The following is a 22904-nucleotide window of genomic DNA, read 5'->3' on the forward strand; positions in this document are numbered from 1 at the left end:
ATGCGCGAGTGGCTTCAAGATCCGGCGACCAGGTCGCGGTTGCGCGGCAGCCTGTTCGCCGGCGCGATCGGCGACGCGCTCGGCGCGAAGACCGAGTTCGACTCGATCGACCGTATCCGGGAGATCGCCGGACCAGCCGGGATCACCGACCTCATCCCCGCGTACGGCGGGGTCGGCCGGATCACCGACGACACCCAGATGACGCTGTTCACCCTGGAAGGCCTGATCAGGGCCCACCATGGCACCGAACCGGTCGAGCAGTCCTTGCAGCTGGCCTACCAGCGCTGGCTGCACACCCAGGGCGTCTCGTGGGAGCGCGCCCGCGGTCCGAAGGACACGAGCGCGGAGCCGGACGGCTGGCTGATCACGAACCGTGAGCTGTTCAGCCGCCGCGCGCCCGGCCTCACCTGCTTCAGCGAGCTGGAGGCGTACGGAAAGACCGGAGTACGCGCCGGCATGGCCAAGCCGGTCAACAACTCGAAGGGCTGCGGCGGCATCATGCGCGCCGCGCCGGTCGCGTTGTGGTCGGACGACCTGGCCGAGGTGTTCCGCCTCGGCGCCGAGAGCGCGGCCCTGACGCACGGTCACCCGAGTGGGTATCTCTCGTCGGGTGCTTTCGCGGTGATCGTGCGCGAACTGCTGGTCGGGAAACCGCTGCTCGACGCCGTCGCGACCGCTCGCGCCGAGCTGGAGAAGTACCAGGGGCACGAAGAGCAGAGCGTCGCGCTGGACCAGGCGCTCGCGCTGGCCGGACAAGGCGCCCCGACGCCGGAGAAGCTCGAATCGCTCGGGCAGGGGAACATCGGCGAAACCGCGCTCTCCATGTCGGTTTACGTCGCCCTGACCACCACGGACGCGAACACCGCCCTGCTCGCGTCGGTGAACCACAGCGGCGACAGCGACTCGACGGGGTCGGTCTGCGGGAACCTCGTCGGCGCGATGTACGGCGAACAGGCCTTGCGGACGGACTGGCTCGAGAAGCTGGAACTGGCCGAGGTGATCGGACGGCTGGCGGACGACGCGCTCGCGGAGTTCGGCGGGAACGCACCGGGTGACGACCGGTGGTACGCCCGCTATCCGGCCCACTAGATTTACCTCCGGTTTGGGGTATTCGGGGAGGGGACAAACAGTGCGTTACCGGGTTCAAGCGGCGGAGCGGCCGGATGGCCTGTACGCCGTCTGGGGGGACACCGTCTTCGCGGCCCAGCGGTCGACCGAAGACGGCACGCTGCTGCTCATCGCGCCGCCGGGGGAAGCGGCGCCCGAGGGTTTCGATCGCGACTGGAACGGCCGCCCGGCCCGGGTCGTGCTGAACGGCGAGGTCGGCGCGACCTTCAGCCTCCAGTCGTACGGCCGGTTCGACGACGAGCACTTCCAGATCGCGCCGAACACCGGCGGCGGCGACCTGACCTTGCGCTGGGCGGGCGAGGACGCGGCCCGCGCGGCCGAACTGGGCCTGACGGATTTCTCGACCACCGTCTCGCCGTCGCGGCTGACGGCGTTGTGGCAGACCAGGCACGACTTCGTCGAGACGCCGGACGCCCGTCCGGCGATCGGCACGGGTGACCAGGGCGCGCTGCTGCGGGCCATCGGCCGGACCCTGCTGCGGGTGCTGCCGCCGGGCTGGCAGCGCGTCGGCGCCCAGTTCCGGCAGGTCGGCGACTACTCCGAACTCGAGGTCCGCTCGGTCGGCGACGAGGGCAACGGCCCGGTGTCGGTGTCGATCGCGGCCCCGCCGGAGCTCGGTTCGCTCTTCGCGCGGCTGCGTGCGGCGATGCACCAGCCCGAGACCGGCACCTGGTTCCAGGGCACCTTCACGCTCGACTCGGAATCGCATTTCGACTTCGACTTCGACGCCGAGCAGGAACCGACCTGGCGGCTCGCGCCGAACGAGGGCGGGAAGCCGTCGCCGCGCGCGTACGCGACCGAGCTCGCGATCTTCCCGCGCGACACCAAACACGTCCCGGCCTGGCTTTCCGCCAAGGCGGGACTGCCGCTGGACGTCGTGTTCCGGCACGCGAAGGTCGTCGACGCGCACAACGAGGGCGAACGCCCGGTCGTCAACCGGCCGCCAGTGCCGCCGGAGATGATGCGCGGCGTCCTCGACTACCTCTTCCGCTCGCCGGTGGCGCTCACCCGGCCGGGTCCGCAGCCCGACATCTTCACCCCGAACGGCCCGCCGGACGTGCCGAACGCCTTCCACACCGACGGCGTGTGGATCTGGCCCGCGGCGGTCCCGCACTACCTGCGCAAGTACGGGGTGCCGCCGGAGCCGGAGCTGATCGAGCACATCCGGGCCGCCGGATTCCGGCCGCCGCTGATCGGCGAGCTGGTGCGGGCGACCGCGGAGGCGGAGATCGTCGGCAAGCCGCGGCCGCCGCAGACCGCCGCGGACCTGCCGGACGAAAGTGCCCGCACCCGCGTCGAACGCGACGGCGAACCCACACGCGACATCCGGGCCGTCGAGGTGCTGGACGTCCTGTACCAGCGGCTGGCCGAGCACGGGGTGGCGCCGACGTCGTACCGGATCGGCGCGAACGCGGTACCGGAGCCGGGGCTGTGGACCCTGCGCCGCACCGAGAGCGGCTGGGAGGTCTCGCGTCCGCCGACGGACGAGCCGGTGGTGTTCGCGAAACTCGAAGAGGCGGCGCGCTTCTTCCTCGGCACCCTGCTGCTGTACCCGGCGCGGGGCGCGGTGGGCGCGAACGAGGAGTCCGACAACCCGGCCGACTGGCCGATCCTGCCGCTGCGCGGCGAACCGCCGCTGAACTTCTTCCGCCGCAAGCGGATCGTCGTCCTGCCGTCGGGCACCACGGTGCAGCGGTTCGGCAACGAGACCGGCAACCTCGTGCACGCCGAATCGGCGCGGTTCATCGAGACGTCGCTGGCCGCGGACCGCGAGCGGGAACGCCGGCTCTACCGCGTCGTGCGGCCGCTGCGCGTGGTCACCGGCATCACCGCGCCGTGGAACGGGACGCCGGGCGGGGCCGTGGCCTACGTGCTGCCCCGGCCGCTCGCCCAGCACCTCGAAACCGGTGCGCTTTCCCGCGTCCAGTAGCCGCGCCGAGGCGGAACATGCGTGTCCGGAGGCGTAACTCGCGTGCTTGAAGGTGATCCGGCTCTGATCACGCGAGTTACGCCTTCAATCACGCGTGTGTCGCCTTCGATCACGTGTGATCCGGGGTTCCAGGACGAGCCGTCCGTCTGATCACGCGTGTCGTCCATCCCGTCACGCGAGCCGTCCGTCTGATCACGCGTGACCGCCGTCCACGCACCGCGGTGGGTACCTGAGACGCACGTGACTGAAGCCGGAACTCACGTGACTGGAGGCGTAACTCGCGTGTTTGGGGGCGTAACTCGCGAGATCCGGCGTGATCCGGCTCAGGAAGCCGTGATCAGCACCGCGGGCGACCACCAGTAGTCCGCGAGCGGCTCGATCCGGATGCCGGTGAAGCCCGCTTCCTTCAGCTGCGAAGCCCAATCGGTGGCGGGCTGCTCCCAGTTCGTGCGGTCCGCGCCGGGTTTGACCAGGCCGAGCAGGATCGGCAGCAGGAACCCCTGCGCCACCAGCGACGCCTCCTTGCCGTACTCCGCGATCCCGCGTTCGTAGCGGGTGACCAGCGAAAGCAGGTACTCGGGGGAGCCCTCGTCGTATTCGGGCACGTCGAACTCGGCGAGCACCAGACACGACGTACGCGGCCGGAGCGCACGCAGGACCTCGGTGCGCTCGCCGGTCGGGATCGACTGGAGCGCGAAGGTCGACTGCGTCAGCTGCCACTGCCGGTCGTCGTCGCGGGCGAGGAACTCCTGCGCGGTGGCGTCCCAGGTGTGCAGGCCGTGCGTGCCGGCGAGATGTTTCCGCGTTTCCGCGAGCAGCGCGCTCGACGGCTCGACCAGGTCGATCCGGCCCGGCTGCCGGTCCGCCTGTTCGAGCGCGGGGACGACGGCGAGCCCGTCGCCGCAGCCGAGGTCGAGCAGCGAACCGACACTGCCGTAGCGCCGGGCGAGCATGGCGCTGAGCTGCCGGTAGAGCTTGACGTTCCCGCCACCGCGGATGAACGCCGTGAACGCGGCGGGCTGGTCGTACACGTCACCGCCGCCGCCCTCGGTCAGGTACCGGTGCAGTTCGATGCCGAGCGTGGATCCGGCACGCTCGGCGAGGTCCGCTGCCGTGGCCCGGTCACCGTCGCGGTACGCGGTGAGCGCTTCGGCCAGGACGTCCGTTTTCTTCATGTTCTCCTGTTTACCGTCAGAAAGGCACCCAAAGGGTGACTCTGGTGCCATTGCCCGGAGCCGACTCCACCCTCGCGGTCCCGCCGACCTCGTTCAGCCGGGCGGTGATGGACTCGCTGATCCCGAAACCGGCGGGCCGGGAGTCGGGGCTGAACCCGGCGCCGTGATCGCGGGTGATCACCGCGACGCCGCCTTCCTGCTCCTCGACCCGGACGACGACTTTGTCCGTCCCGGCGTGTTTGAGGGTGTTGCGGAGTGACTCGCGGACGGCGTCGCGGATGGCGATCTGCCGGACCTCCGAAAGCGTGTCGTCGTCGAGTTCGGCGATCACCAGCTGGGCGCGTAACCCGTCCCGCGCCATCTCCGCCGCCAGCGACGCGAGCTTCTCGCCCAGCGGCCGCGAACCGGCCTCCGACCGTTCCGAAGCCTCGGTCTCGATCGTCCGCCGCAGCTCCAGCGACTGCGCCCGCGCCAGCCGCTGTACCTCGTCGAGGCGCGTGGCCGGGTCGCCCTTGTTGGCCAGCGCGATCGCTTCGAGGGTCTGCAGCACGGAGTCGTGGAGCATCCGGTGCTGGCGGGCGCGTTCGGCGATGCGGCCGTTGCGGATGCCGTACGCGAGGGCGAGCCGCGTGCCGAGCCCGATCAGGACCAGGGCGCCGCTGGCGGTGAAGAGGACGCCGAGGATCGACGGGAAGGTGGCCATGGCGTCGCCGGGCGCGGCTTGGCCGGTGCCGAGCAGGGACGCGAGCATCCGCACCGGGAAGCTGCCGACGGCGAGCGCCGCCGCGGCGGGCATGCCCAGCGCGAGCGCCAGCAGGGCGACCTCGCCGAGCAGGTGCTTGCCGGGGATCGCCATCGCCTCGGTGAACACCGAAGCCGGCACCAGCGCCCCGACCGCGAGCGGCGCGAGCAGCGTGAACACGAGGTCGATCGCCAGCAGCCGGACGGCGTGCTGGGGGCGGAACGGTGCCGAACGCAGCATCCACCGGATGCCGTACAGCGAGAGCGCAGCCGAGCCGAGGGCCACCAGCCCGACCGGCCCGATCCCGATCATGCCGTGGGTGGAGACGTACACGCCGAACGCGCCGGGCACCGCGAAGAGCCGGTACACCAGCGGGACGAGGGCGACGTAGCGGGCGGCTCTGAGCAGCAGGTTGTCGCGATGGGCCGTGTCGATGGGACCCGACATGTGCTGGATCCGCCGGAGCGCGCGCATCGGCGTCGGGTCGCCGACCTCGTCCGACAGCTCGCTCGTCGCCGTCGCCAGCGCGGGCGCGCCCCGACGCAGCAACGTCACCAGAAAACTGGGCGGCCGCTTCGCCATGGATCTTCCCCCTGCCCGGAGCACCGGCAGGAGTATCTCGGGTTACGCCACGTGGATCCAGAGACCAACGGGGTTTATCTCAGCCTATGCCGTTCTCGGCGGCCCATTTCCGCAGTTCGGCCACCGCCTCGTCGTGCTCCAGCGGACCGCGGTCGAGCCGCAGTTCCTTCAGATGCTTCCACGCCTTGCCGACGTCCGGCCCGGGCTGGAGGCCGAGGATCCGCATGATCTCCTCGCCGTTGAGGTCCGGGCGGACCCGGTCGAGGTCCTCCTGCGCCTGGATGGCTTCGATCCTCCGCTCGAGGTCGTCGTAGGTCGCCTGCAGCGCGGCCGCCTTCTTGCGGTTACGCGTGGTGCAGTCGGCGCGCACCAGCTTGTGCAGCCGGGGCAGCAGATCTCCGGCGTCGGTGACGTAGCGCCGCACCGCCGAATCCGTCCACTCGCCCTTACCGTAGCCGTGGAACCGCAGGTGGAGGAACACGAGCTGGCTGACGTCCTGGACGATCTCCTTCGAGAACTTCAGCGCGCGCAAACGCTTGCGTGCCATTTTCGCGCCGACGACCTCGTGGTGGTGGAAGCTCACACCGCCCCCGGGCTGGAACTCGCGCGTCGCGGGCTTGCCGATGTCGTGCAGGAGCGCCGCGAGCCGCAGGATCAGATCCGGCTCGGAGGTCGGCTCGTGCGTTTTCTCCAGGTCGATCGCCTGCGCGAGCACGGTCAGCGAGTGCTGGTAGACGTCCTTGTGCTGGTGGTGCTCGTCGATCGCCAGCCGCATCCCCGGCACCTCGGGCAGCACGCGGTCGGCGAGGCGGGTGTCGACGAGCAGCTCGATACCGGGCCGGGGGTCGTCCGCCAGCAGCAGCTTCGACAGCTCGGCCTGCACGCGCTCGGCGGTGATCCGGTCGATCTCCTCGGCCATCGACGACATCGCGTCGACCACGCGCGGAGCCGCGGTGAACCCGAGCTGCGCGGAGAACCGCGCGGCCCGCAGCATGCGCAGCGGGTCGTCGGCGAAGGACTCCTGCGGGGTCGCGGGCGTGTCGAGCACCTTGTCCTGCAGTGCCTGGAGCCCGTCGTGCGGGTCGACGAAGGTCTTGTTGGCGAGGTCGATCGCCATCGCGTTGACCGTGAAGTCGCGGCGGAGCAGATCTCCCTCGATGCTGTCGCCGAAGGTGACCTCGGGGTTGCGGCCGACGCGGTCGTAGCTGTCGGCGCGGAACGTGGTGATCTCGAGGGTCATGCCCTGTTTGGTCACGCCGACGGTGCCGAACGCGATACCGACGTCCCACACCGCGTCGCCCCAGGCGCTGACGATCTTGAGCACCTGGTCCGGACGGGCGTCGGTGGTGAAGTCGAGGTCGTTCGACAGCCGGCGGAGCATCATGTCCCGGACGCTGCCGCCGACCAGGTACAGGCTGTGTCCCGCCTTCGCGAAGAGCTTCGCGAGCTCGTCCGCCAGCGGGGAGATGCGCATCAGCTCGGTCACGGCGTTCTGCATCGCAGTGCTCTTCCCCGCAATCGCCTGCCCGGCGACCACCTTGTTCACGACAATCCCACCACGATTTGGATGTACTTACTACGGCCCGGCCCACCATGGGCACGGAGAGCCAGCGTACCTGTACCGCCGTTTGCTCTAGCATCGCAGCATGTCTGGATCAGCCGGGCGCTCCGGCGCTTCGAAGCCGGGCCGCCGGCGGAGGCGCAGGCGGGGAAGGCGGCTGACCACGGTCGACGAAACCTCGGCCGGCGGACTCGTCGTCGACGCCGAACGGGCGAACGCCGCGCTGATCGGGCGGCTCGACCGGCACGGCAGACTGCTGTGGTCGCTGCCGAAGGGCCACATCGAGGACGGTGAGACGGTGGAGCAGACGGCTGTGCGCGAGGTGAAAGAGGAGACGGGCATCTCCGCGCAGGTCCTGCAGCCCCTCGGCACCATCGACTACTGGTTCGTGGCCGAGCGACGGCGCGTGCACAAGACGGTGCACCATTTCATCCTGGAATCCACCGGCGGCGAACTTTCGGACGAGGATGTAGAGGTGACCGAGGTCGCCTGGGTCCCGCTCGCCGACCTGGAGACCAAACTCGCCTACTCCGACGAGCGCAAGCTGGTCCGGAAGGCCAAAGAACTCTTCGCGCAGCAACAGCACACCGCCGAGGGAGCACCTGAGTGAAGCGGCTTGCCGCCACTGTCCTGTCGATCCTGTTCCTGGTCTTCACCGTGTTGCCCGTCGCGGGCGCGCAGGCCCAGGAGCAGCCCCGGCTGCGCGTGGACCTCGACCAGCTGAACCCCCGCGCGATCACCTCGACCTCCGCTTCGCTCGCCGTCACCGGCCGGGTCACCAACATCGGCGACCGGCGGATCAGCAAACTGGGCGTCCGGCTGCAGCTGGGCACCCGGCTCCAGACCGAGCAGCAGATCGGTGACGTCCTCGCCGGCGACAAGTTCAAGGATCTCGCCGCGACCGAGTTCGTCGACCTCGAACCGGACCAACTGGAGCCAGGACAGAGCGCGGCGCTGAACCTGTCCGTCCCGCTCGGTCAGTCCGCCAAGCTGCAGTTCCCCAGGCCCGGCGTGTACCCGCTGCTGGTCAACGTCAACGGCACCCCGGATTTCGGCGGTCCGGAACGGCTGGCCGCGGTCACCCTGCTGATGCCGGTGCTGGGTGTTCCAGGCAAGGCCCCCGGGTCACGTCCGCCGTCCGCGCCTTCCACGAGCCTGCTCTGGCCGATCGCGAACAGCGCCGTGCACGTCGTCTCCGCCCCGCTCGGCGGCCCGCTGACCCTGGCGGACGAACGGCTGGCCGACGAGCTGGCCGCCGGTGGACGGCTGGACTCGCTGGTCGAGGCGGCGCGCGCGGCCGAGGCCGACACGAAGGTCTCGTCGTCGTTGTGCCTGGCCATCGACCCCGACCTGGTCGCGACCGTCGACGGGATGACCCGCGGCTACCAGATCGCCGGCGGCGCCCCCGGCAAGGGCGTCGAGACCGCGAAGAACTGGCTCGGCAGGCTGAAGGCGCTGGTCGCGGGGCGGTGCGTGGTCACCCTCCCGTTCGCCGACGCCGACCTCACCGCGCTGACGAAGGTCCGCGCCGGTGACGCCACCGACACCGCGCTCATGACCACCGCGCTCGGCGGCGCGGGGACGATCAAGAACCTGCTCGGCATCCAGCCGCAGGACGGCGTCCTGTGGCCCGGCGGCGCCCTCGACTCGCAGACCCTCGAAGCGATCGGCAAGGCCGGCGTCAAGACCGTGCTAACCGATTCCGGCAAGCTCCAGTCCCGTACGCCGCTTTCGAGCGGGGTGTCGATCGAGGGGACGGACCTGCGCGCCCAGCCGATCGACGCGCTGATCTCGTCCGCGCTGAACGGCTCGGAGTCGACCCAGAACGGGCTCGGCGCCATCGCCTTCCGTGCCGGGCTCGGCGGGCAGAACGAGGGGCCGGGCCGTTCACGGCTGCTGATCGCGCCCCCGCGGCACTGGGCCGCGAGCGGCACCGAACTCACCACGTTCCTGGAGAGGATGGGCGACTTCTACGACGCCGGTCTCCTCAAGTCGGCGCCGTTGCCCGAGCTGCTCGGCGAAAGCCCGTCCGGGACGGCGTCCGTCAACTACGACCCGCGGGATCTGACGGCCGCGACCAGCGGCGACGTCACCGCGAAGATGTCCCAGCTGGACAACGAGACCCTGGGCCTGTCGTCCGCGATGACGATGGACGCCACCAAACGAGTGAATCCGGCCGACGTGATCGCCCCGGTGCGGCTCGCCCTCATCCGGGCCGCGTCGACGTCGTGGCGCGGCGCGGACGCCTCGACCGTCACCGGCAACGCCCGCGGCGATCTGGAGGCGATCCGCAGCCAGGTCACCGTCGAGCGGCCGAAGCAGACGATCGCGCTGGCTTCCGGCGCGGCGCCACTGCCGGTGTTCATCACCAACAACCTGCCGGTCGGCGTCGCCGTCAAGGTCGCCCTGAAGAACAACGTCGGCCTGCGCCCGACCGACGACACCCTGTTGCAGGCGCAGATGGTCCCGGCCAACAGCGCCCGTAACCGGCTGCTCCCGGTCGAGGCGCTGCGGGCGGGCCGGTTCAGCGTCGACGTCTCGCTGACCACGCCCGACGGCACCCCGCTCGGTTCGGCCGCGCGCTTCGAGCTGACGTCCACGGAATACGGCGCGATCACCATCATCATCACCATCACCGCGGCCGGTGCGCTGCTGCTCCTGTCGTCCCGGCGGATCTACCGGAGGATCAAGGACTCGCGAGCCGATCGGGCGAACGAAACCGCCCCGCGTGTGACCGAGGACGCACAGGTTTAAGTGTTTCCGGCCGTTGCCGATTACCCTGGGTCGAACGATGCCGCCGGGCATCACGTAGCCGAGCACCGAGGATTGGGCACGCGTTGGAAAGAGAGCCGGGTGTACCGCCCGAGCGTGCAGGCCGTCCCCGGCGCGAAGGTACTCCGCCACCGCCCCGCCGCACCGATGGACCAGCACGCCGTCCGGAGCGTCGTCAGCCGCCCCCGCAGCAGCCCCCGCCCGAACGCGGTGAGCGGCCGCGGCGGGCCACGCCGCCGCCCCCGCCGCCGGTCGACGGCCGCCGCCAGCGGGTGGCGGGCCGTCCCGACGACGAGACACGGCGGCTGAGGCCACCGCAGACCCCGCCGCCGAACCAGGCACCGCCGCGGAAGGCGCCCCCTGCCCAGGGGACGCCTCCGCCGCCGACCCGCCGTCAGCCGGTTCCGCCGCCGCAGGGGCCGCCGCTGCCGCAGCCGTCACAGAACCCGCCGCCGCGGCGTCCGGCGGCACCTCCGGCCCAGCCGCCTCAGGCGCTCCACCAGACACCGCCGCCGCCGCATCGCGGGCGCCGTCAGCCGCCACCGGTCCGCCCGTGGCAGGTCGACCGGCGCGACGAACCCGACGCGACCCGGTTCATCCCGCGCACCCCCGGTGTCCCGATGGGATCGCGCTGGCCGGTCGCCGACCCTGACGTCCTCCGCCCGTACGACCAGCTCGCCACGCAGGTCATGCCGGCGATCAAGGACGCGCCGCTGGTCAAACCGCGGCCGGGGGACACCGGCGAGCAGGATGTCGCCGCTCCGGCGAAGGCGCCGTCGATCGCGAAGTCCAGCGGCCGGATGGCGATCGCCTCGCTGATCAGCCGCATCACCGGTTTCGCGTGGAAGCTGCTGCTGGTCGCGGCCATCGGCGCCCAGGTGGAGAACGACTCGTTCAACGTCGCCAACACGATGCCGAACATCATCTTCGAGCTGCTGATGGGCGGCGTGCTGTCGAGCCTCGTGGTCCCGCTGCTCGTGCGGTCGCAGGACGACAAGGACGGCGGCGAGGCGTACACGCAGCGGCTGGTCACGGTGGCTGGCACGCTGCTCGTGGTCGGGACGACGATCGCCGTCTTCGCGGCGCCGTTGATCACCAAGCTCTACGTCGACGACAAGGGCCAGGCGAATCCCGAGCTGGTCACCGCGTTCGCGTACCTGCTGCTGCCGCAGATCTTCTTCTATGGCGTGTTCGCCCTGCTCTCCGCGGTGCTGAACGCGAAGAACATCTTCGGCCCGACGGCGTGGGCGCCGGTGATCAACAACCTCGTCGTCATCTTCACGATCCTCGTCGTGTGGATCATGCCGGGGAACATCTCCACCGATCCGGTGTCGATCACCGACCCGAAGCTGCTGACCCTGGGCATCGGCGTGACGTCGGGCATCGTGGCGCAGTCGGTGCTGCTGATCCCGCCGCTGCTGCGGTCCGGGTTCAAGTTCAAATGGCGCTGGGGCATCGACAAGCGCATGAAGGAGTTCGGCGGGCTGGCACTGTGGACCGTCGGCTACGTCGCGGTCAGCCAGGTCGGTTACACGATCACGACCCGGGTGCTGACCAGCGGTTCGCAGGGTGGTGTGACCGCGTACAGCAACGCGTGGCTGCTGTTCCAGCTGCCGTACGGCGTGATCGGCGTGTCGCTGCTGACCGCGATCATGCCGAGGATGAGCCGCGCGGCCGCGGACGGCGACCACAAGAAGCTGATCGGCGACCTCTCGTACGCGTCCCGCATCTCGACGGTGATGCTCGTACCGATTTCCGCCGTGATGACCGTGGTGGGCGGTTCGGTCGGTATCGCCCTGTTCACCTTGGGCAAGGGCACGGTCGAGGACGCGTCGCGGATGGGCGAGGCGCTGGCCATCTCCGCGTTCGCGCTGCTGCCGTACGCGCTGGTCATGCTGCAGATGCGGGTGTTCTACGCGATGAAGGACGCGCGGACGCCTGTGCTGATCATGATCGTGATGACCGTGGTGAAGGTGCCGCTGCTGTACCTGTGCCCCGCGCTGCTCTCGCCGGACAACATCGTGCTCGGCGTGATGATGGTCAACGGCCTCACGTTCGTCGTCGGCGCGATCCTCGGTCAGGTCTGGCTGTGGGTGACCCTCGGAAATCTCCGGAGCAAGCGGGTTCTCGGGGTGATCCTCTTCACGGTCGTCGCGAGTGTGCTCGGGGTCGGCGCGGCGTGGCTCGCCGGGCAGATCGTCCCCGACTCGTTCGGGCCTACTTTCCATGCCTGGGTGAAACTTCTGCTGCAGACGGCGGTCGGGATCGTGGTCTCGTTCGGCGTGCTCATGGCCTTGAAGGTCGAGGAATTGAAGCCCGCCACGGCGAGGATCACCCGGTTGATCAAGCGCGGATAACGATTCACGTACGGATGGCGCGCGTTCACGGGTCGTATTCTGGGTACCCTCGGGGCGGGAGCTACGCGGGAGAGTGCGGTGGATACGAGACGGAGCGAACAGGCAGGGGAGGCCAGCCAGATGGGCATCCGGGCCCAAGGCGGGTCGCTGGCCCCTGGCCGGGTCGTCGGTGACGGCCGGTATCGCCTGCTCGCACAGTTCGGGGTGGACGAGCGGGCCGCCGCGCATCTTTGGCGTGCCCGCGACGGGCAGCTGAAGCGGGACGTGGCGCTGACGCTGCTGGTCGGCGACCCCGCGGACGCGGAAGCCGCCCGGCTGGCGCGCCGGACGCTGGAGCGTGCCGCGCACGCCTCGAAGTTCGGCCACGGCGGGGTCGCGCGCGTCCTCGACGTGCTCAGTCTCGGCAGCGGCGTCACCTCGAGCGAAGGTCTGCTCGGTGTCGTCGTCGCGGAATGGACCAAGGGCAGCGACCTGGTCGACCTGGTGGCGCAGCGCCCGGTGGCGCCCGCCGCGGCGGCCAGGATGGTGCAGGCGCTGGCGGAAGCCGTCGACCACGCCCATCAGAACGGTCTCGTCCTCGGCCTCGATCATCCGCAGCGTCTCCGGCTCACCCCGGACGGCGCGCTGAAGCTCGCCTTCCCGGGCCCCTTGCCCGAAGCGACCCTTCGCGACGACGTCAAGGCACTCGGCGCCGTCCTGTACCTGCTGCTGACCGGCCGTTGGGCCCTTCCCGGCGGCCCGGCCGCGATCCCGGCGGCGCCGCACGCGCCGACCGGCCGCGTCATCCCGCCGCGTTCGCTGGTCCCGACGGTGCCGGTCGAGCTGTCCTCGCTCGCCGTCCGCACCATCGAGGACGGCGGCCACGGCGGTATCCGGACCAGCGCGGCCATCCTGCGCGTGCTGGATCAGGTCGCCGAAGCCGAAGAGCGCACCCAGCTGATCAAGGCCGTCGGCGAGGAAGAGGCCGTGGCCGAATCGGACGGCACGGTCTGGACGACGAAGAAGCCGGTCAAGGACGTCGCGCGGCGCAAGAAGCTGGCGTTCGGCGTGACCGTGCTGGTCGTCGCGACCGTGGTCATCCTCGCCTGGGGCGGGATGATGCTGATCAACCTGTTCCAGGGCGAGTCGAAGTCCAGCGGCCCGAAGATCAACGTCGCCGCGTCCTCTTCACAGGTCGCCCCGCCCTCTGGTGAGCAGCCACCGCCCGCTCAGCAGAAGCCGTCTCCCGCCGTGGGTGCCGCGGTGAAGCCGTCGGCCGTGGCCGTCTACAACCCGGGCAGCAAGGGCGACAGCCCCGGCAAGGCCAGGAACGCCACCGACGGCGACACGGTCACCTCGTGGAAGACCGACCAGTACGACGAGCAGTTCCCGGTGCTCAAGGACGGCGTCGGGCTGGTCGTGACCTTCAAGGACCCGATCAACCTCACCCAGGTCAAACTCGACGCGGCGAGCCCCGGCTCGAAGGTCGAAATCCGCTCCGCCGACAAGAAGAACCCGAAGCTCGACGAGACGAAGGTCGTCGGGGCGGGAGACCTCGCGGCGGGCGAGTCGACCATCGCGTTGCAGCAGCCTCAGCAGGGGCAGTACTTCATCATCTGGATCACTCAGCTGGGTGAAGATGACAAGGGAAAGTTCGTCACCGAACTGAAAGAGCTGACGTTCCTGCCTGCGGGGTGACGACGGACACCGGGTCAGTAGGCTCTCCCGGGTGACAGCTGCAGCTCCCACGGACGCGGATCTCATAGCGGCGCATGCCGCCGGAGACCCGCACGCGTTCAGTGAACTGGTCCAGCGACATCGAGACCGCATGTGGGCGGTAGCCCTGCGCACCTTGCGGGATCCGGAAGAAGCCGCGGACGCCCTGCAGGACGCCTTCATCTCCGCGTTCCGAGCAGCGGGCAACTTCAGAGCGGAATCGCAGGTCACGACGTGGTTGCACCGTATCGTCGTGAACGCGTGCCTCGACCGCATCCGGCGGGGCAAGGCAAGACCGACCGTTCCGCTGCCCGAGACCGGGCAGTTCAACGAGCCCGCGTCGCCGCGTGACTCGATGTCGGAACGCGAGACGAGCCTGGTCGTCAAGGAAGCCCTCGACCAGCTCCCCGAAGACCAGCGTGCCCCGATCGTGTTGGTCGACGTCGAGGGATACTCCGTCGCCGAGACGGCGAAGATGCTCGGCATCGCCGAGGGCACGGTCAAGAGCCGATGTGCCCGAGGTCGCGGAAAGCTCGCGAAGGTTCTCGGACATCTACGGAACCCCGATGCGATTGCGAACGTCCCAACTCACGAAAGCAAACGAGAGCGCGCTACCCCGCAACGGGGTGCCAGGCGTCCTCAGGGCACGCCGGGTGACGGGGAGGGACGATGACAGACGAGAGCAGGGGGATCGGTGGGACCGTCGGTCCGCCGTGGTCTGTCGATGTGCTCGCCGACCTGCACGCAGGTGTGCTGGACGAGCGAGAAGCGGCCGAGCTGTGGCCGCGGGTGAACGCCGACCCCGAAGCACTGGCGATCATCGAAGCACTCGAAGCGACCACGGCCGACCTCGCGGGACTCGCGAACGAGCCGGTCGCGCCGATGCCGGCCGAGTACGCGGCCCGGATCGACGCCGCGCTGGCCGCCGAAATGCGGGCGACGCCTGCGTTTCAAGGCGCATCTGAACGGCCGCAGGAGCAGGTCGCCCCGGTGGTGGACCTCGCGGCCGCACGGCGGCGGCGGAACAAGCGGATCGGCTGGGGCGCCGGGATAGCGACCGTGGCGGCGGCGGCCATCGCCGCCGTGGCGATCGTCGTCCCGACCACCCGGGAGCCCGATTCGGGCGGTATCGCACAGCCCGCGCCGTCGGCTCCTTCCGGGCCTTCGGTCGGCGGAGACGGCGGCGGGGCCGAAGCCCTCGTCGGCAAGGCGATCGGCGTCCGGGACTTCGGCTCACTGAAGACCGAAGAACGCCTCGACGCCTGCGTCGCCGCTGCCGGAATGGACGCCGACGTGCGACCGGAGGGCATCCGGCCGGTGAACGTCGCGGGCAAGGACGGCGTTATGGTGATCTACACCACAGGCAAACTCGCCCAGTTCCGCATCGTCGCCTTCGGTGCCGACTGCGGCCCGGGCAACCCGGCGGTGCTCTTCGACAAAATCATCGGACAGAAGTAGCCGGCCGAAACCTCACTGGTCCCTCGCTCCCCACCAGCCCCATTTCGGGGGGAGCGAGGGACCTTTGCTACCGCGCTAGCTTTCCTAGCAGTGCTAGAGGTCGGATCTCCGCCGAGGCGCAGCGCAGGAGAAAGTAGCGCCGGTCACCACGGGAACACCGGCCCTTACGATCGTGTTGAGCCTGGTGAACAGGTCACTACGAGCGGAGGTCACGGGTGGCTGCCGAGGAGATCAGGAACCTGATCGTCATTGGATCGGGTCCTGCGGGTTACACCGCCGCTGTGTACGCGGCACGAGCGCAGCTCGAACCGCTGGTGTTCGAGGGCACTCAGTTCGGCGGTGCGCTGATGACGACGACGGAGGTCGAGAACTTCCCCGGTTTCCGCGAAGGCATCCAGGGTCCCGACCTCATGGAAGAGATGCGTGAGCAGGCCAAGCGGTTCGGCGCCGACCTGCGCCAGGAGGACGTCGAGTCCGTCGAGCTGACCGGTGACGTCAAGTACGTCTTCGCGAACGGCAAGCGCTACGCGGCCCGCGCGGTCGTGCTCTCGATGGGCGCCGCGGCCCGCTATCTGAACGTGCCCGGCGAGCAGGAGCTGCTCGGCCGCGGTGTTTCGGCCTGTGCCACCTGCGACGGTTTCTTCTTCCGCGACCACGACATCGTGGTCGCCGGCGGCGGCGACTCGGCGATGGAGGAGGCGACCTTCCTGACGAAGTTCGCCAAGTCCGTCACGATCGTCCACCGCCGCGAGGAGTTCCGCGCGTCCAAGATCATGCTGGAGCGCGCCCGCGAGAACGAGAAGATCAAGTGGGCGCTCAACAAGCAGATCACCGCGGTCGAGGGTGAAGGCAAGGTCGAGGGCCTGAAGCTCAAGGACACGGTCACCGGCGAGGAGTCCAAGCTGGACGTGACCGGGTTCTTCGTCGCGATCGGTCACGACCCGCGCAGCGAGCTGGTGCGCGGTCAGGTGGACCTCGACGAGGACGGTTACGTGCTCACCAAGGGCCGCACCTCGTACACGAACCTTCCCGGCGTTTTCGCCGCGGGCGACCTGGTCGACCGCACGTACCGGCAGGCGATCACCGCCGCGGGTTCGGGCTGCGCCGCGGCGATCGACGCGGAACGATGGCTGGCGGAGCACGCCGGTGTCGAGGCCGCCCAGGAGACCCCTGAGCTGGTCGGTGGCGGCTACGGCGCCACCACTAACTGACTTATCCCATCACCGGAGTTTCACCACCCAGAAGGAGACACCATGGCCAACACCGTGACGGTGACCGACAAGACGTTCGTCGACGACGTGCTGACGAGCGAGAAGCCCGTCCTGGTCGACTTCTGGGCGACCTGGTGCGGTCCGTGCAAGATGGTCGCCCCGGTGCTCGAGGAGATCGCGGCGGAGAACGGCGAAAAGCTGACCGTCGCGAAGCTCGACATCGACGCCAACCCGAACACTGCGCGTGACTACCAGGTGATGTCGATCCCGACGCTGATCCTGTTCCAGGGCGGCAAGCCCGTGAAGCAGATCGTCGGCGCCAAGCCGAAGGCCGCGCTGCTGTCGGACCTCGCCGACGTCCTCTGATCTCGCGTTTCACCTGCCGAAACCCGGGGCCTGCCCAGGCTCCGGGTTTCGTCGTCACGGGGAATGGGTAGATCTCTCCGTTACGGGAACGCCTGGACGAGTTCCACGAACGGGCACTTGACGCACCGACCGGGCCTCCGCGCTCACCGAGAGTTCACAGGGCACAATAGAGCACCGGGGTTCGCCCCGCAGGGTTTTCATAGTCGTGCATCGAGCTCGATCGGTGCCCCAAAGGGAAGAGCGAGGAGTGCATGCGGGTACTCCGCCGCGGTGACGCCGGACCGGACGTCGCCGAGATCAGGTCCACGCTGGCGGCGATGGAGCTGCTCCCGCCGGTGACCGAATCCGGGGAGTACGAGGTCTTCGACACGGCGATGGAACATGCCGTGCGGGCGTTCCAGCAGCGCCGTGGGCTCATCACCGACGGTCTGGTGGGTCCGGCCACCTATCAGGCGCTTCGCGGCGCCGGCTTCCATCTCGGCAGCCGGCCGCTGACCTACATGTTCTCCGCGCCCATGCAGGGTGACGACGTTTTCGCGCTCCAGGAGCGGCTGACCGAGCTCGGCTTCGACGCCGGCCGCCCGGACGGGCACTTCGGTCCCCAGACCGAGCGGGCGCTCAAGACCTTCCAGCGTGACATGCGCCTGGTTGCCGACGGTATGTGCGGCCCGGCCACCATCCGGGAGCTGCACCGGCTCTCTTCGCCGCGCGCCCGCGGCGGCCGCCCCGTCTTCCTGCGCGAGCAGGAGCAGGTGCGGCAGGCGGGTCCCCGGCTGCGCGGCAAGCGCATCGTGATCGACCCTGGCCACGGCGGCGACGACCTCGGGGTCGTCGCGAGCGGTCTGCGCGAGGCGGACATCGCCTGGGACCTGGCTCGGCGGCTCGAAGGCCGGATGCAGGCCACGGGCATGGAGGCGCTGATCTCGCGCGGCCCGAACCAGAGCCCGAGCGAGGGCGAGCGGGCGAAGTTCGCGAACGAGGCGGGCGCCGACCTGTTCCTTTCGCTGCACAACGACAAGAACTCCTCGCCCAAGGCGCAGGGGGTCGCGAGCTTCCACTTCGGCACCGGCAACGGCACCACGTCGACCGTCGGTGAGCTGCTGGCGGGTTTCATCCAGCGCGAGCTGGCCGCCCGAACCGGCATGCTCGACTGCCGCACGCACTACAAGACCTGGGAGATCTTCACCCGCACCCGCTGCCCCGCGGTGCGGATCGAGATCGGCTACCTGACCAACCCGGAGGACAGCCGCAAACTGGCGGACCCGGCTTTCCGCGACGTCGTCGCCGAAGGGATCCTGGTCGCCGTGAAGCGCCTGTACCTCCTCGGTGAAGGGGACCAGCCGACCGGCACGTTCACCTTCGCGGACGTCCTGGCCCACGAGCTCGCCAAAGCGGAGTAGCCAGTCCTCCACAGCCGCACGCGGGCGCACATCCCACTGCCGACGCCGTCGGCACAACCGGTTGTGTGCCCCCTCGCCCGAGCACGCCACCCCTAGCTCCACCCGGCGCGCAGCCCCCACCCTTCCCGGGGGGCGTCCCCAGGTCCAGCCTACCCATCCACAGATTTTCCACCGCTCCTATCAGCGATCTGTGGATAACTCGGCGGGTTACCCACAGCTGTCCCCAGGCCGGGGGATGGCTGCTGCGCGCGCTCTGGAACTCTGCTAGCGCGGGCGGTGAAGGGGTGAAGAAGGTCAGGCGCGACCCATGCTCGGCTCGGCCGTCGTGATGGAGACCTGGCCGAGCAGCCGCTCGAGGGCCGCCTCCACGTCTTCCTTCCACGAGATCGCCGAGCGCAGTTCCAGTCGCAGCCGCGGCCACCGCGGATGCGGCCGCACGGTCTTGAACCCGACGCTCTGCAGGAACGCGGCGGGCAGGACACAACTGTGCCCGCCGTCCGGATCGGTCTCGTCGGGCTTGGCGTCCCCGAAGGCTTCGATCGCGCGGACCCCGCGTTTGGTGAGGTCCTTCGCGACGGCCTGCACCAGCATCCGGCCGAGGCCGCCGCCCTGGAATTCGGGAAGCACCTGGAAGGCGGTCAGCAGGACCGCGTCGGGACCAGGGGGCGACGTCGGGAAGGCCAGCGAGCGCGGCACGGCGTTCGGCGGCGCGTAGAGCACGAAACCGACGGGGAGGGTGTCGCTGTAGACGATCCGGCCGCAGGAACCCCACTCCAGCAGCACGCTGGAGACCCAGGCTTCCTTCTCGACCTCTGTCGCGCCGTATTCCTCGGCCTGCGCCTTCATATGCGGCGCCAGCTCCCAGTACACGCAGCGGCGGCAGCTCTTCGGCAGGTGCTCGAGGTTGTCCAGGGTTACGCCCACGACGCGACGCGACACAGACAAACCTCCCTGAATGAAGATCACCCGACGCGGCCTTGTCCCGAGCAGGGCTCACCGAAGGGGTCCGGTCCGAGGATAGGCCGATGTGATGAACACCGAAAGGCCAGGGCCCCTCAAGGGAGGGTGGTTACACTCGATGGAACTACCAGTCGGTAGCGACTATGTCCACTTCGAAGCCGGGTGAAGCGCCTGATGACCGAGAACCGCCCTGTCCGGCCGGAACCCGGCCGACACAACCTCGACCCTCATCTCGACCGCTACGCCGCGCGTACGGCCGGGATGACTGCTTCCGAGATCAGGGCCTTGTTCGCGGTGGCCAGTCGCCCCGAGGTGGTGTCGCTCGCCGGCGGCATGCCGAACCTCGCCGCGCTCCCGTTGGACACGCTGTCCGCGCAGGTCGGCGAGCTCATCACCAAGGAAGGCCTGGTCGCGCTCCAGTACGGCTCCGCGCACGGCGTCCCGGCGCTGCGCGAGCAGATCTGCGAGATCATGGCGCTCGAAGGCATCAAGGCCCACCCGGACGACGTCGTCGTGACGGTCGGCTCCCAGATGGGGCTCGACATGGTCACCCGGCTGTTCTGCGATCCGGGTGACGTCATCATCGCCGAGGGACCGTCGTACGTCGGCGCGCTCGGCTCGTTCGCCGCGTACCAGGCGGACGTCGTCCACGTCGCGATGGACGACCACGGCCTGGTCCCCGAAGGGCTCCGTGCCGCGCTCGCGGAAACGCGGAAAGCGGGCCGCCGGGTCAAGTTCCTTTACACGATCCCGAACTTCCACAACCCCGGCGGCGTCACGCTGGCCGTCGAGCGGCGCGCGGAGATCGTGGAGATCTGCCGCGAGAACGACATCCTCATCGTCGAGGACAACCCGTACGGGCTGCTCGGTTTCAGCGGGCAGACGTATCCGGCGCTCCGCTCGATCGACCCCGACAACGTCGTTTACCTGGGCTCTTTCTCGAAGACCTTCGCTTCCGGCCTGCGGGTCGGCTGGGTGCTCGCGCCGCACGCCGTCCGGGAGAAACTCGTGCTCGCGGCCGAGTCCGCGACGCTTTGTCCGCCGACGCTTAACCAGTTGATCGTGTCGCGATACCTCGCGACGCACGACTGGATGGGTCAGATCAAGACCTTCCGCGAGAACTATCGGGAGCGCCGGGACGCGATCCTGTCCGCGCTCGATCAGCACATGCCCGCCGGCTGCAGCTGGACCAAACCCGATGGCGGTTTCTACGTCTGGATGACCGTGCCCGAAGGCGTGGACACGAAGGCGATGCTGCCGAGGGCGGTCACGGCCCGCGTCGCATACGCCTCCGGAACCGGTTTCTACGCCGACGGTTTCGGCAGCAGACAGCTTCGGCTTTCCTACTGTTACCCGACACCCGAGCGGATCCGCGAAGGCGTCCGGCGGCTCGCCGCGGTGCTCGAGTCCGAAATGGACTTGGCGCGTACCTTCGGTAACGTGAGCCCACGCTCGATCTCGGGGCCACAGAACCCCTCTCCGGACACGGTCTGATCGGCCGGACGTCCCCAAGCACAAAAGGAGTCCTCGGTGGTCGACCGCACCGTTGCCGTACTCGCAGGCGGACTTTCCCACGAACGCGATGTCTCACTCCGCTCCGGGCGCCGGCTGTCGGTCGCGTTGCGGGCGGAAGGTCTCATAGTCGAGGAGTGGGACACCGACGCCGGCCTGCTCGAACGCCTTCGCACCCAGCGGCCGGACGCGGCCATCGTCGCCCTTCACGGTGGTGAGGGGGAGAACGGCGCGGTGCAGACGGTGCTGGAGATGCTCGACGTGCCTTACGTCGGCACCAGTTCGCAGGGCTGCCGCCGCGCGTGGGACAAGCCGACGGCCAAGGCGCTCGTCGCCGACGCGGGTTTCACCACGCCGGACTGGGTCGTGCTGCCGCACAGCACCTTCCGCGAACTCGGCGCGCAGGCCGTGCTCGACTCGATGGTCGACACGCTGGGCCTGCCCATGATCCTCAAGCCGGACCAGGGCGGTTCGGCGCTGGGCGCCCAGGTCGTCAAGGAGGCCGCCGAAATGCCCGGCGCGATGGTCGGCTGCTTCGCTTACGGCGACACCGTTCTCGCGGAGAAGTTCGTTTCCGGCGTCGAGGTGGCCGTGACGGTCATCGAAGGCGAAGAAGGCCCCGAGGCACTGCCCGCGGTCGAGATCGTGCCGGAGAGCGGCGTGTACGACTACACCGCCCGTTACACCGCCGGGCTGACCGACTTCTTCACCCCCGCGCGGATCCCCGACGACGCCGCCAAGGCGGTCAGCGAGCTGGCCGTCGCCGTACACCGGCAACTCGGGCTTCGCGACATCTCCCGCACCGACGCCGTGGTCGGCGAAGACGGCAGGGTCTACTTCCTCGCGGTGAACCTGTCGCCGGGCTTGACCGAGACGTCGATCGTCCCGGTGGCGATCGAGGCGTCCGGAGCCACTCTCGGATCGGTCTTCGCCGGCCTCGTGGGGCGGGCGATTTCCCGCAAGAGCTGAGTCTCTTTCAGTTCTGGACGACGACTACCTGGTATTCGTCTTCGTAGACGATCCGTCCCGGATCCGCCGACCGGACGGTCACGCACGGGATCTCGTGCGTCTCGAGAATCGCCAGGTAGCCGTCGACCCGCTCGACGAAGACACGAGCGGCGGTCTTGAACCATGCCGCGGCCCCGGGATTGACCTCGGCGTCGTAGACGCTCGGATCGGTGCTCGCCGGGTTGGTGAAGTTCGCGTCGTACCAGTCGTTGTTCGCCCGGCGGAAGGCTTCCTGCTCGGAGGTCAGGCGCCCGGCCCGTTGACGAGACCGAAGACGCCGGTGAAGTTTCCCCGCTCATCGCGGGTCGGGCTCTGGAAGCGGACGAAGGGGAGACCGGTCACCGCCGTGGCCATCCGCCGATCCAGGCGAGCAGTTCTTCATCACGCAGGGAGCCCATCACGACATCGGCGGGGAAGTCCTGCTGCTTCAACGTGGGAACCCCGATGACGGTCATCCCAGCCGCTCGCGCCGACCGAAGACCGGTCATCGAGTCCTCGAACGCCAACGCGTCGGCGGGATCGACGTCGAGCAGAGCGCAAGCGGTCAGGTACATCTCCGGATCGGGCTTCGGCGCGGCCACCTCGTCGGCGGCCAGTTTCACGGGAAACATTTCCGCCAGACCGCCGCGGACAAGCGCGGCGTCCAGCAGTGCCCGGGGCGAGTTGCTCGCGACGGCGACCGGAACGGCGGCGGCGGTCAGTTCGACCAACTCACGCGCGCCCGGCATCGCCTCCGCTTTCGCGGTGACGACTTCGGTCACCAACCTCAGCAACTCGTCCGCGATCTCCGCGCCGCCCTCGGGTTCGCCGAACGCCTCCGCCATCGCGCCGGCGGCGGCCGGGAGCGACTTGCCGATCACCAACGCCTTCTCGTCCGGGCCGAAGGGCAGACCTCGCCGAGCGAACAGCTCGGTCTCGGCGACCGACCAACACGGCTCGGTGTCCATGAGCAATCCGTCGCAGTCGAAGACCACCGCGCGCGGATTTCGACCGTCGAAGAGCCCCTTCATACTTGCCCCCAGTTCAAGTACTCAGTGTCACGGCTCC

18 protein-coding genes are annotated in these 22904 nt (G+C 69.4%); 13 read left to right on the plus strand and 5 right to left on the minus strand.

The genetic code is table 11. From position 1 onward, the window contains the following. Both ACZ1DY_RS44400 and ACZ1DY_RS44405 read left to right on the plus strand, forming a co-directional pair. Complete coding sequence (locus ACZ1DY_RS44400; protein ID WP_465483232.1) at positions 1-1089, plus strand: ADP-ribosylglycohydrolase family protein; 1089 nt, start codon at positions 1-3, stop codon at positions 1087-1089. Between the two features lie 40 nt (positions 1090-1129). Beyond that, the gene (locus ACZ1DY_RS44405) at positions 1130-3058 is read left to right on the plus strand and encodes a TNT domain-containing protein (protein WP_257483537.1); all 1929 of its coding nucleotides are present in this window, start codon (positions 1130-1132) and stop codon (positions 3056-3058) included. A gap of 323 nt (positions 3059-3381) precedes the next feature. On the opposite strand, the gene ACZ1DY_RS44410 is transcribed toward ACZ1DY_RS44405, so the two are convergent. The 3 genes from ACZ1DY_RS44410 to ACZ1DY_RS44420 all read right to left on the minus strand — a co-directional run bounded on the left by ACZ1DY_RS44410 (position 3382) and on the right by ACZ1DY_RS44420 (position 7055). Continuing rightward, positions 3382-4233: a class I SAM-dependent methyltransferase gene (locus ACZ1DY_RS44410; protein ID WP_465483233.1), complete on the minus strand. Its 852-nt coding sequence runs from the start codon at positions 4231-4233 to the stop codon at positions 3382-3384. Positions 4234-4249: 16 nt separating this feature from the next. Continuing rightward, the gene (locus ACZ1DY_RS44415) at positions 4250-5557 is read right to left on the minus strand and encodes a sensor histidine kinase (RefSeq protein WP_192747292.1); all 1308 of its coding nucleotides are present in this window, start codon (positions 5555-5557) and stop codon (positions 4250-4252) included. Positions 5558-5636: 79 nt separating this feature from the next. Continuing rightward, on the minus strand, positions 5637-7055 hold the full coding sequence (locus ACZ1DY_RS44420) for a CCA tRNA nucleotidyltransferase (RefSeq protein ID WP_257489843.1): 1419 nt from the start codon (positions 7053-7055) through the stop codon (positions 5637-5639). A 148-nt stretch (positions 7056-7203) separates the two neighbouring features. Here ACZ1DY_RS44420 and ACZ1DY_RS44425 point away from each other — a divergent pair, with 148 nt between their 5' ends. The 9 genes from ACZ1DY_RS44425 to ACZ1DY_RS44465 all read left to right on the plus strand — a co-directional run bounded on the left by ACZ1DY_RS44425 (position 7204) and on the right by ACZ1DY_RS44465 (position 18377). Next, positions 7204-7728, plus strand: a complete 525-nt coding sequence (locus tag ACZ1DY_RS44425; protein ID WP_126734742.1) for an NUDIX hydrolase — start codon at positions 7204-7206, stop codon at positions 7726-7728. Beyond that, positions 7725-9872, plus strand: a complete 2148-nt coding sequence (locus tag ACZ1DY_RS44430; protein ID WP_465483234.1) for a DUF6049 family protein — start codon at positions 7725-7727, stop codon at positions 9870-9872. Before ACZ1DY_RS44425 ends, ACZ1DY_RS44430 begins: the two co-directional genes overlap by 4 nt. A 638-nt stretch (positions 9873-10510) precedes the next feature. Further along, a complete protein-coding gene (murJ, locus tag ACZ1DY_RS44435) occupies positions 10511-12247 on the plus strand; it encodes a murein biosynthesis integral membrane protein MurJ (protein ID WP_257489844.1) in 1737 nt (578 codons plus the stop codon). Positions 12248-12367: 120 nt separating this feature from the next. Next, positions 12368-13924 carry a protein kinase family protein gene (locus ACZ1DY_RS44440; RefSeq protein ID WP_257489845.1) on the plus strand — a complete coding sequence of 519 codons (1557 nt, stop codon included), beginning with the start codon at positions 12368-12370 and terminating at the stop codon, positions 13922-13924. 31 nt (positions 13925-13955) lie between these two features. Continuing rightward, a complete protein-coding gene (sigM, locus tag ACZ1DY_RS44445) occupies positions 13956-14615 on the plus strand; it encodes an RNA polymerase sigma factor SigM (protein WP_126734747.1) in 660 nt (219 codons plus the stop codon). Beyond that, positions 14612-15400 carry a hypothetical protein gene (locus ACZ1DY_RS44450; RefSeq protein WP_465483235.1) on the plus strand — a complete coding sequence of 263 codons (789 nt, stop codon included), beginning with the start codon at positions 14612-14614 and terminating at the stop codon, positions 15398-15400. Before sigM ends, ACZ1DY_RS44450 begins: the two co-directional genes overlap by 4 nt. Positions 15401-15615: 215 nt before the next feature. After that, the gene (trxB, locus tag ACZ1DY_RS44455; RefSeq protein WP_465328516.1) at positions 15616-16611 is read left to right on the plus strand and encodes a thioredoxin-disulfide reductase; all 996 of its coding nucleotides are present in this window, start codon (positions 15616-15618) and stop codon (positions 16609-16611) included. 42 nt (positions 16612-16653) lie between these two features. Next, positions 16654-16977 (plus strand): thioredoxin, encoded by a 324-nt coding sequence (gene trxA, locus ACZ1DY_RS44460; protein ID WP_101611569.1) that lies wholly within the window; start codon positions 16654-16656, stop codon positions 16975-16977. Positions 16978-17228: 251 nt separating this feature from the next. Further along, positions 17229-18377, plus strand: coding sequence for an N-acetylmuramoyl-L-alanine amidase (locus ACZ1DY_RS44465; RefSeq protein ID WP_465483236.1), 1149 nt, complete (start codon positions 17229-17231; stop codon positions 18375-18377). A gap of 294 nt (positions 18378-18671) precedes the next feature. Here the strand turns inward: ACZ1DY_RS44465 and ACZ1DY_RS44470 are convergent, their stop codons facing one another. Next, complete coding sequence (locus tag ACZ1DY_RS44470) at positions 18672-19316, minus strand: GNAT family N-acetyltransferase (protein ID WP_125679353.1); 645 nt, start codon at positions 19314-19316, stop codon at positions 18672-18674. A gap of 195 nt (positions 19317-19511) precedes the next feature. Here ACZ1DY_RS44470 and ACZ1DY_RS44475 point away from each other — a divergent pair, with 195 nt between their 5' ends. After that, on the plus strand, positions 19512-20831 hold the full coding sequence (locus ACZ1DY_RS44475) for an aminotransferase-like domain-containing protein (RefSeq protein WP_126734751.1): 1320 nt from the start codon (positions 19512-19514) through the stop codon (positions 20829-20831). 36 nt (positions 20832-20867) lie between these two features. Next, complete coding sequence (locus tag ACZ1DY_RS44480) at positions 20868-21818, plus strand: D-alanine--D-alanine ligase family protein (RefSeq protein ID WP_126734752.1); 951 nt, start codon at positions 20868-20870, stop codon at positions 21816-21818. A gap of 377 nt (positions 21819-22195) precedes the next feature. Here the strand turns inward: ACZ1DY_RS44480 and ACZ1DY_RS44485 are convergent, their stop codons facing one another. Then, positions 22196-22867 carry an HAD family hydrolase gene (locus ACZ1DY_RS44485; RefSeq protein ID WP_465483237.1) on the minus strand — a complete coding sequence of 224 codons (672 nt, stop codon included), beginning with the start codon at positions 22865-22867 and terminating at the stop codon, positions 22196-22198. Positions 22868-22904 lie beyond the last annotated feature (37 nt).

Source organism: Amycolatopsis sp. PSD-21 (assembly GCF_055561455.1).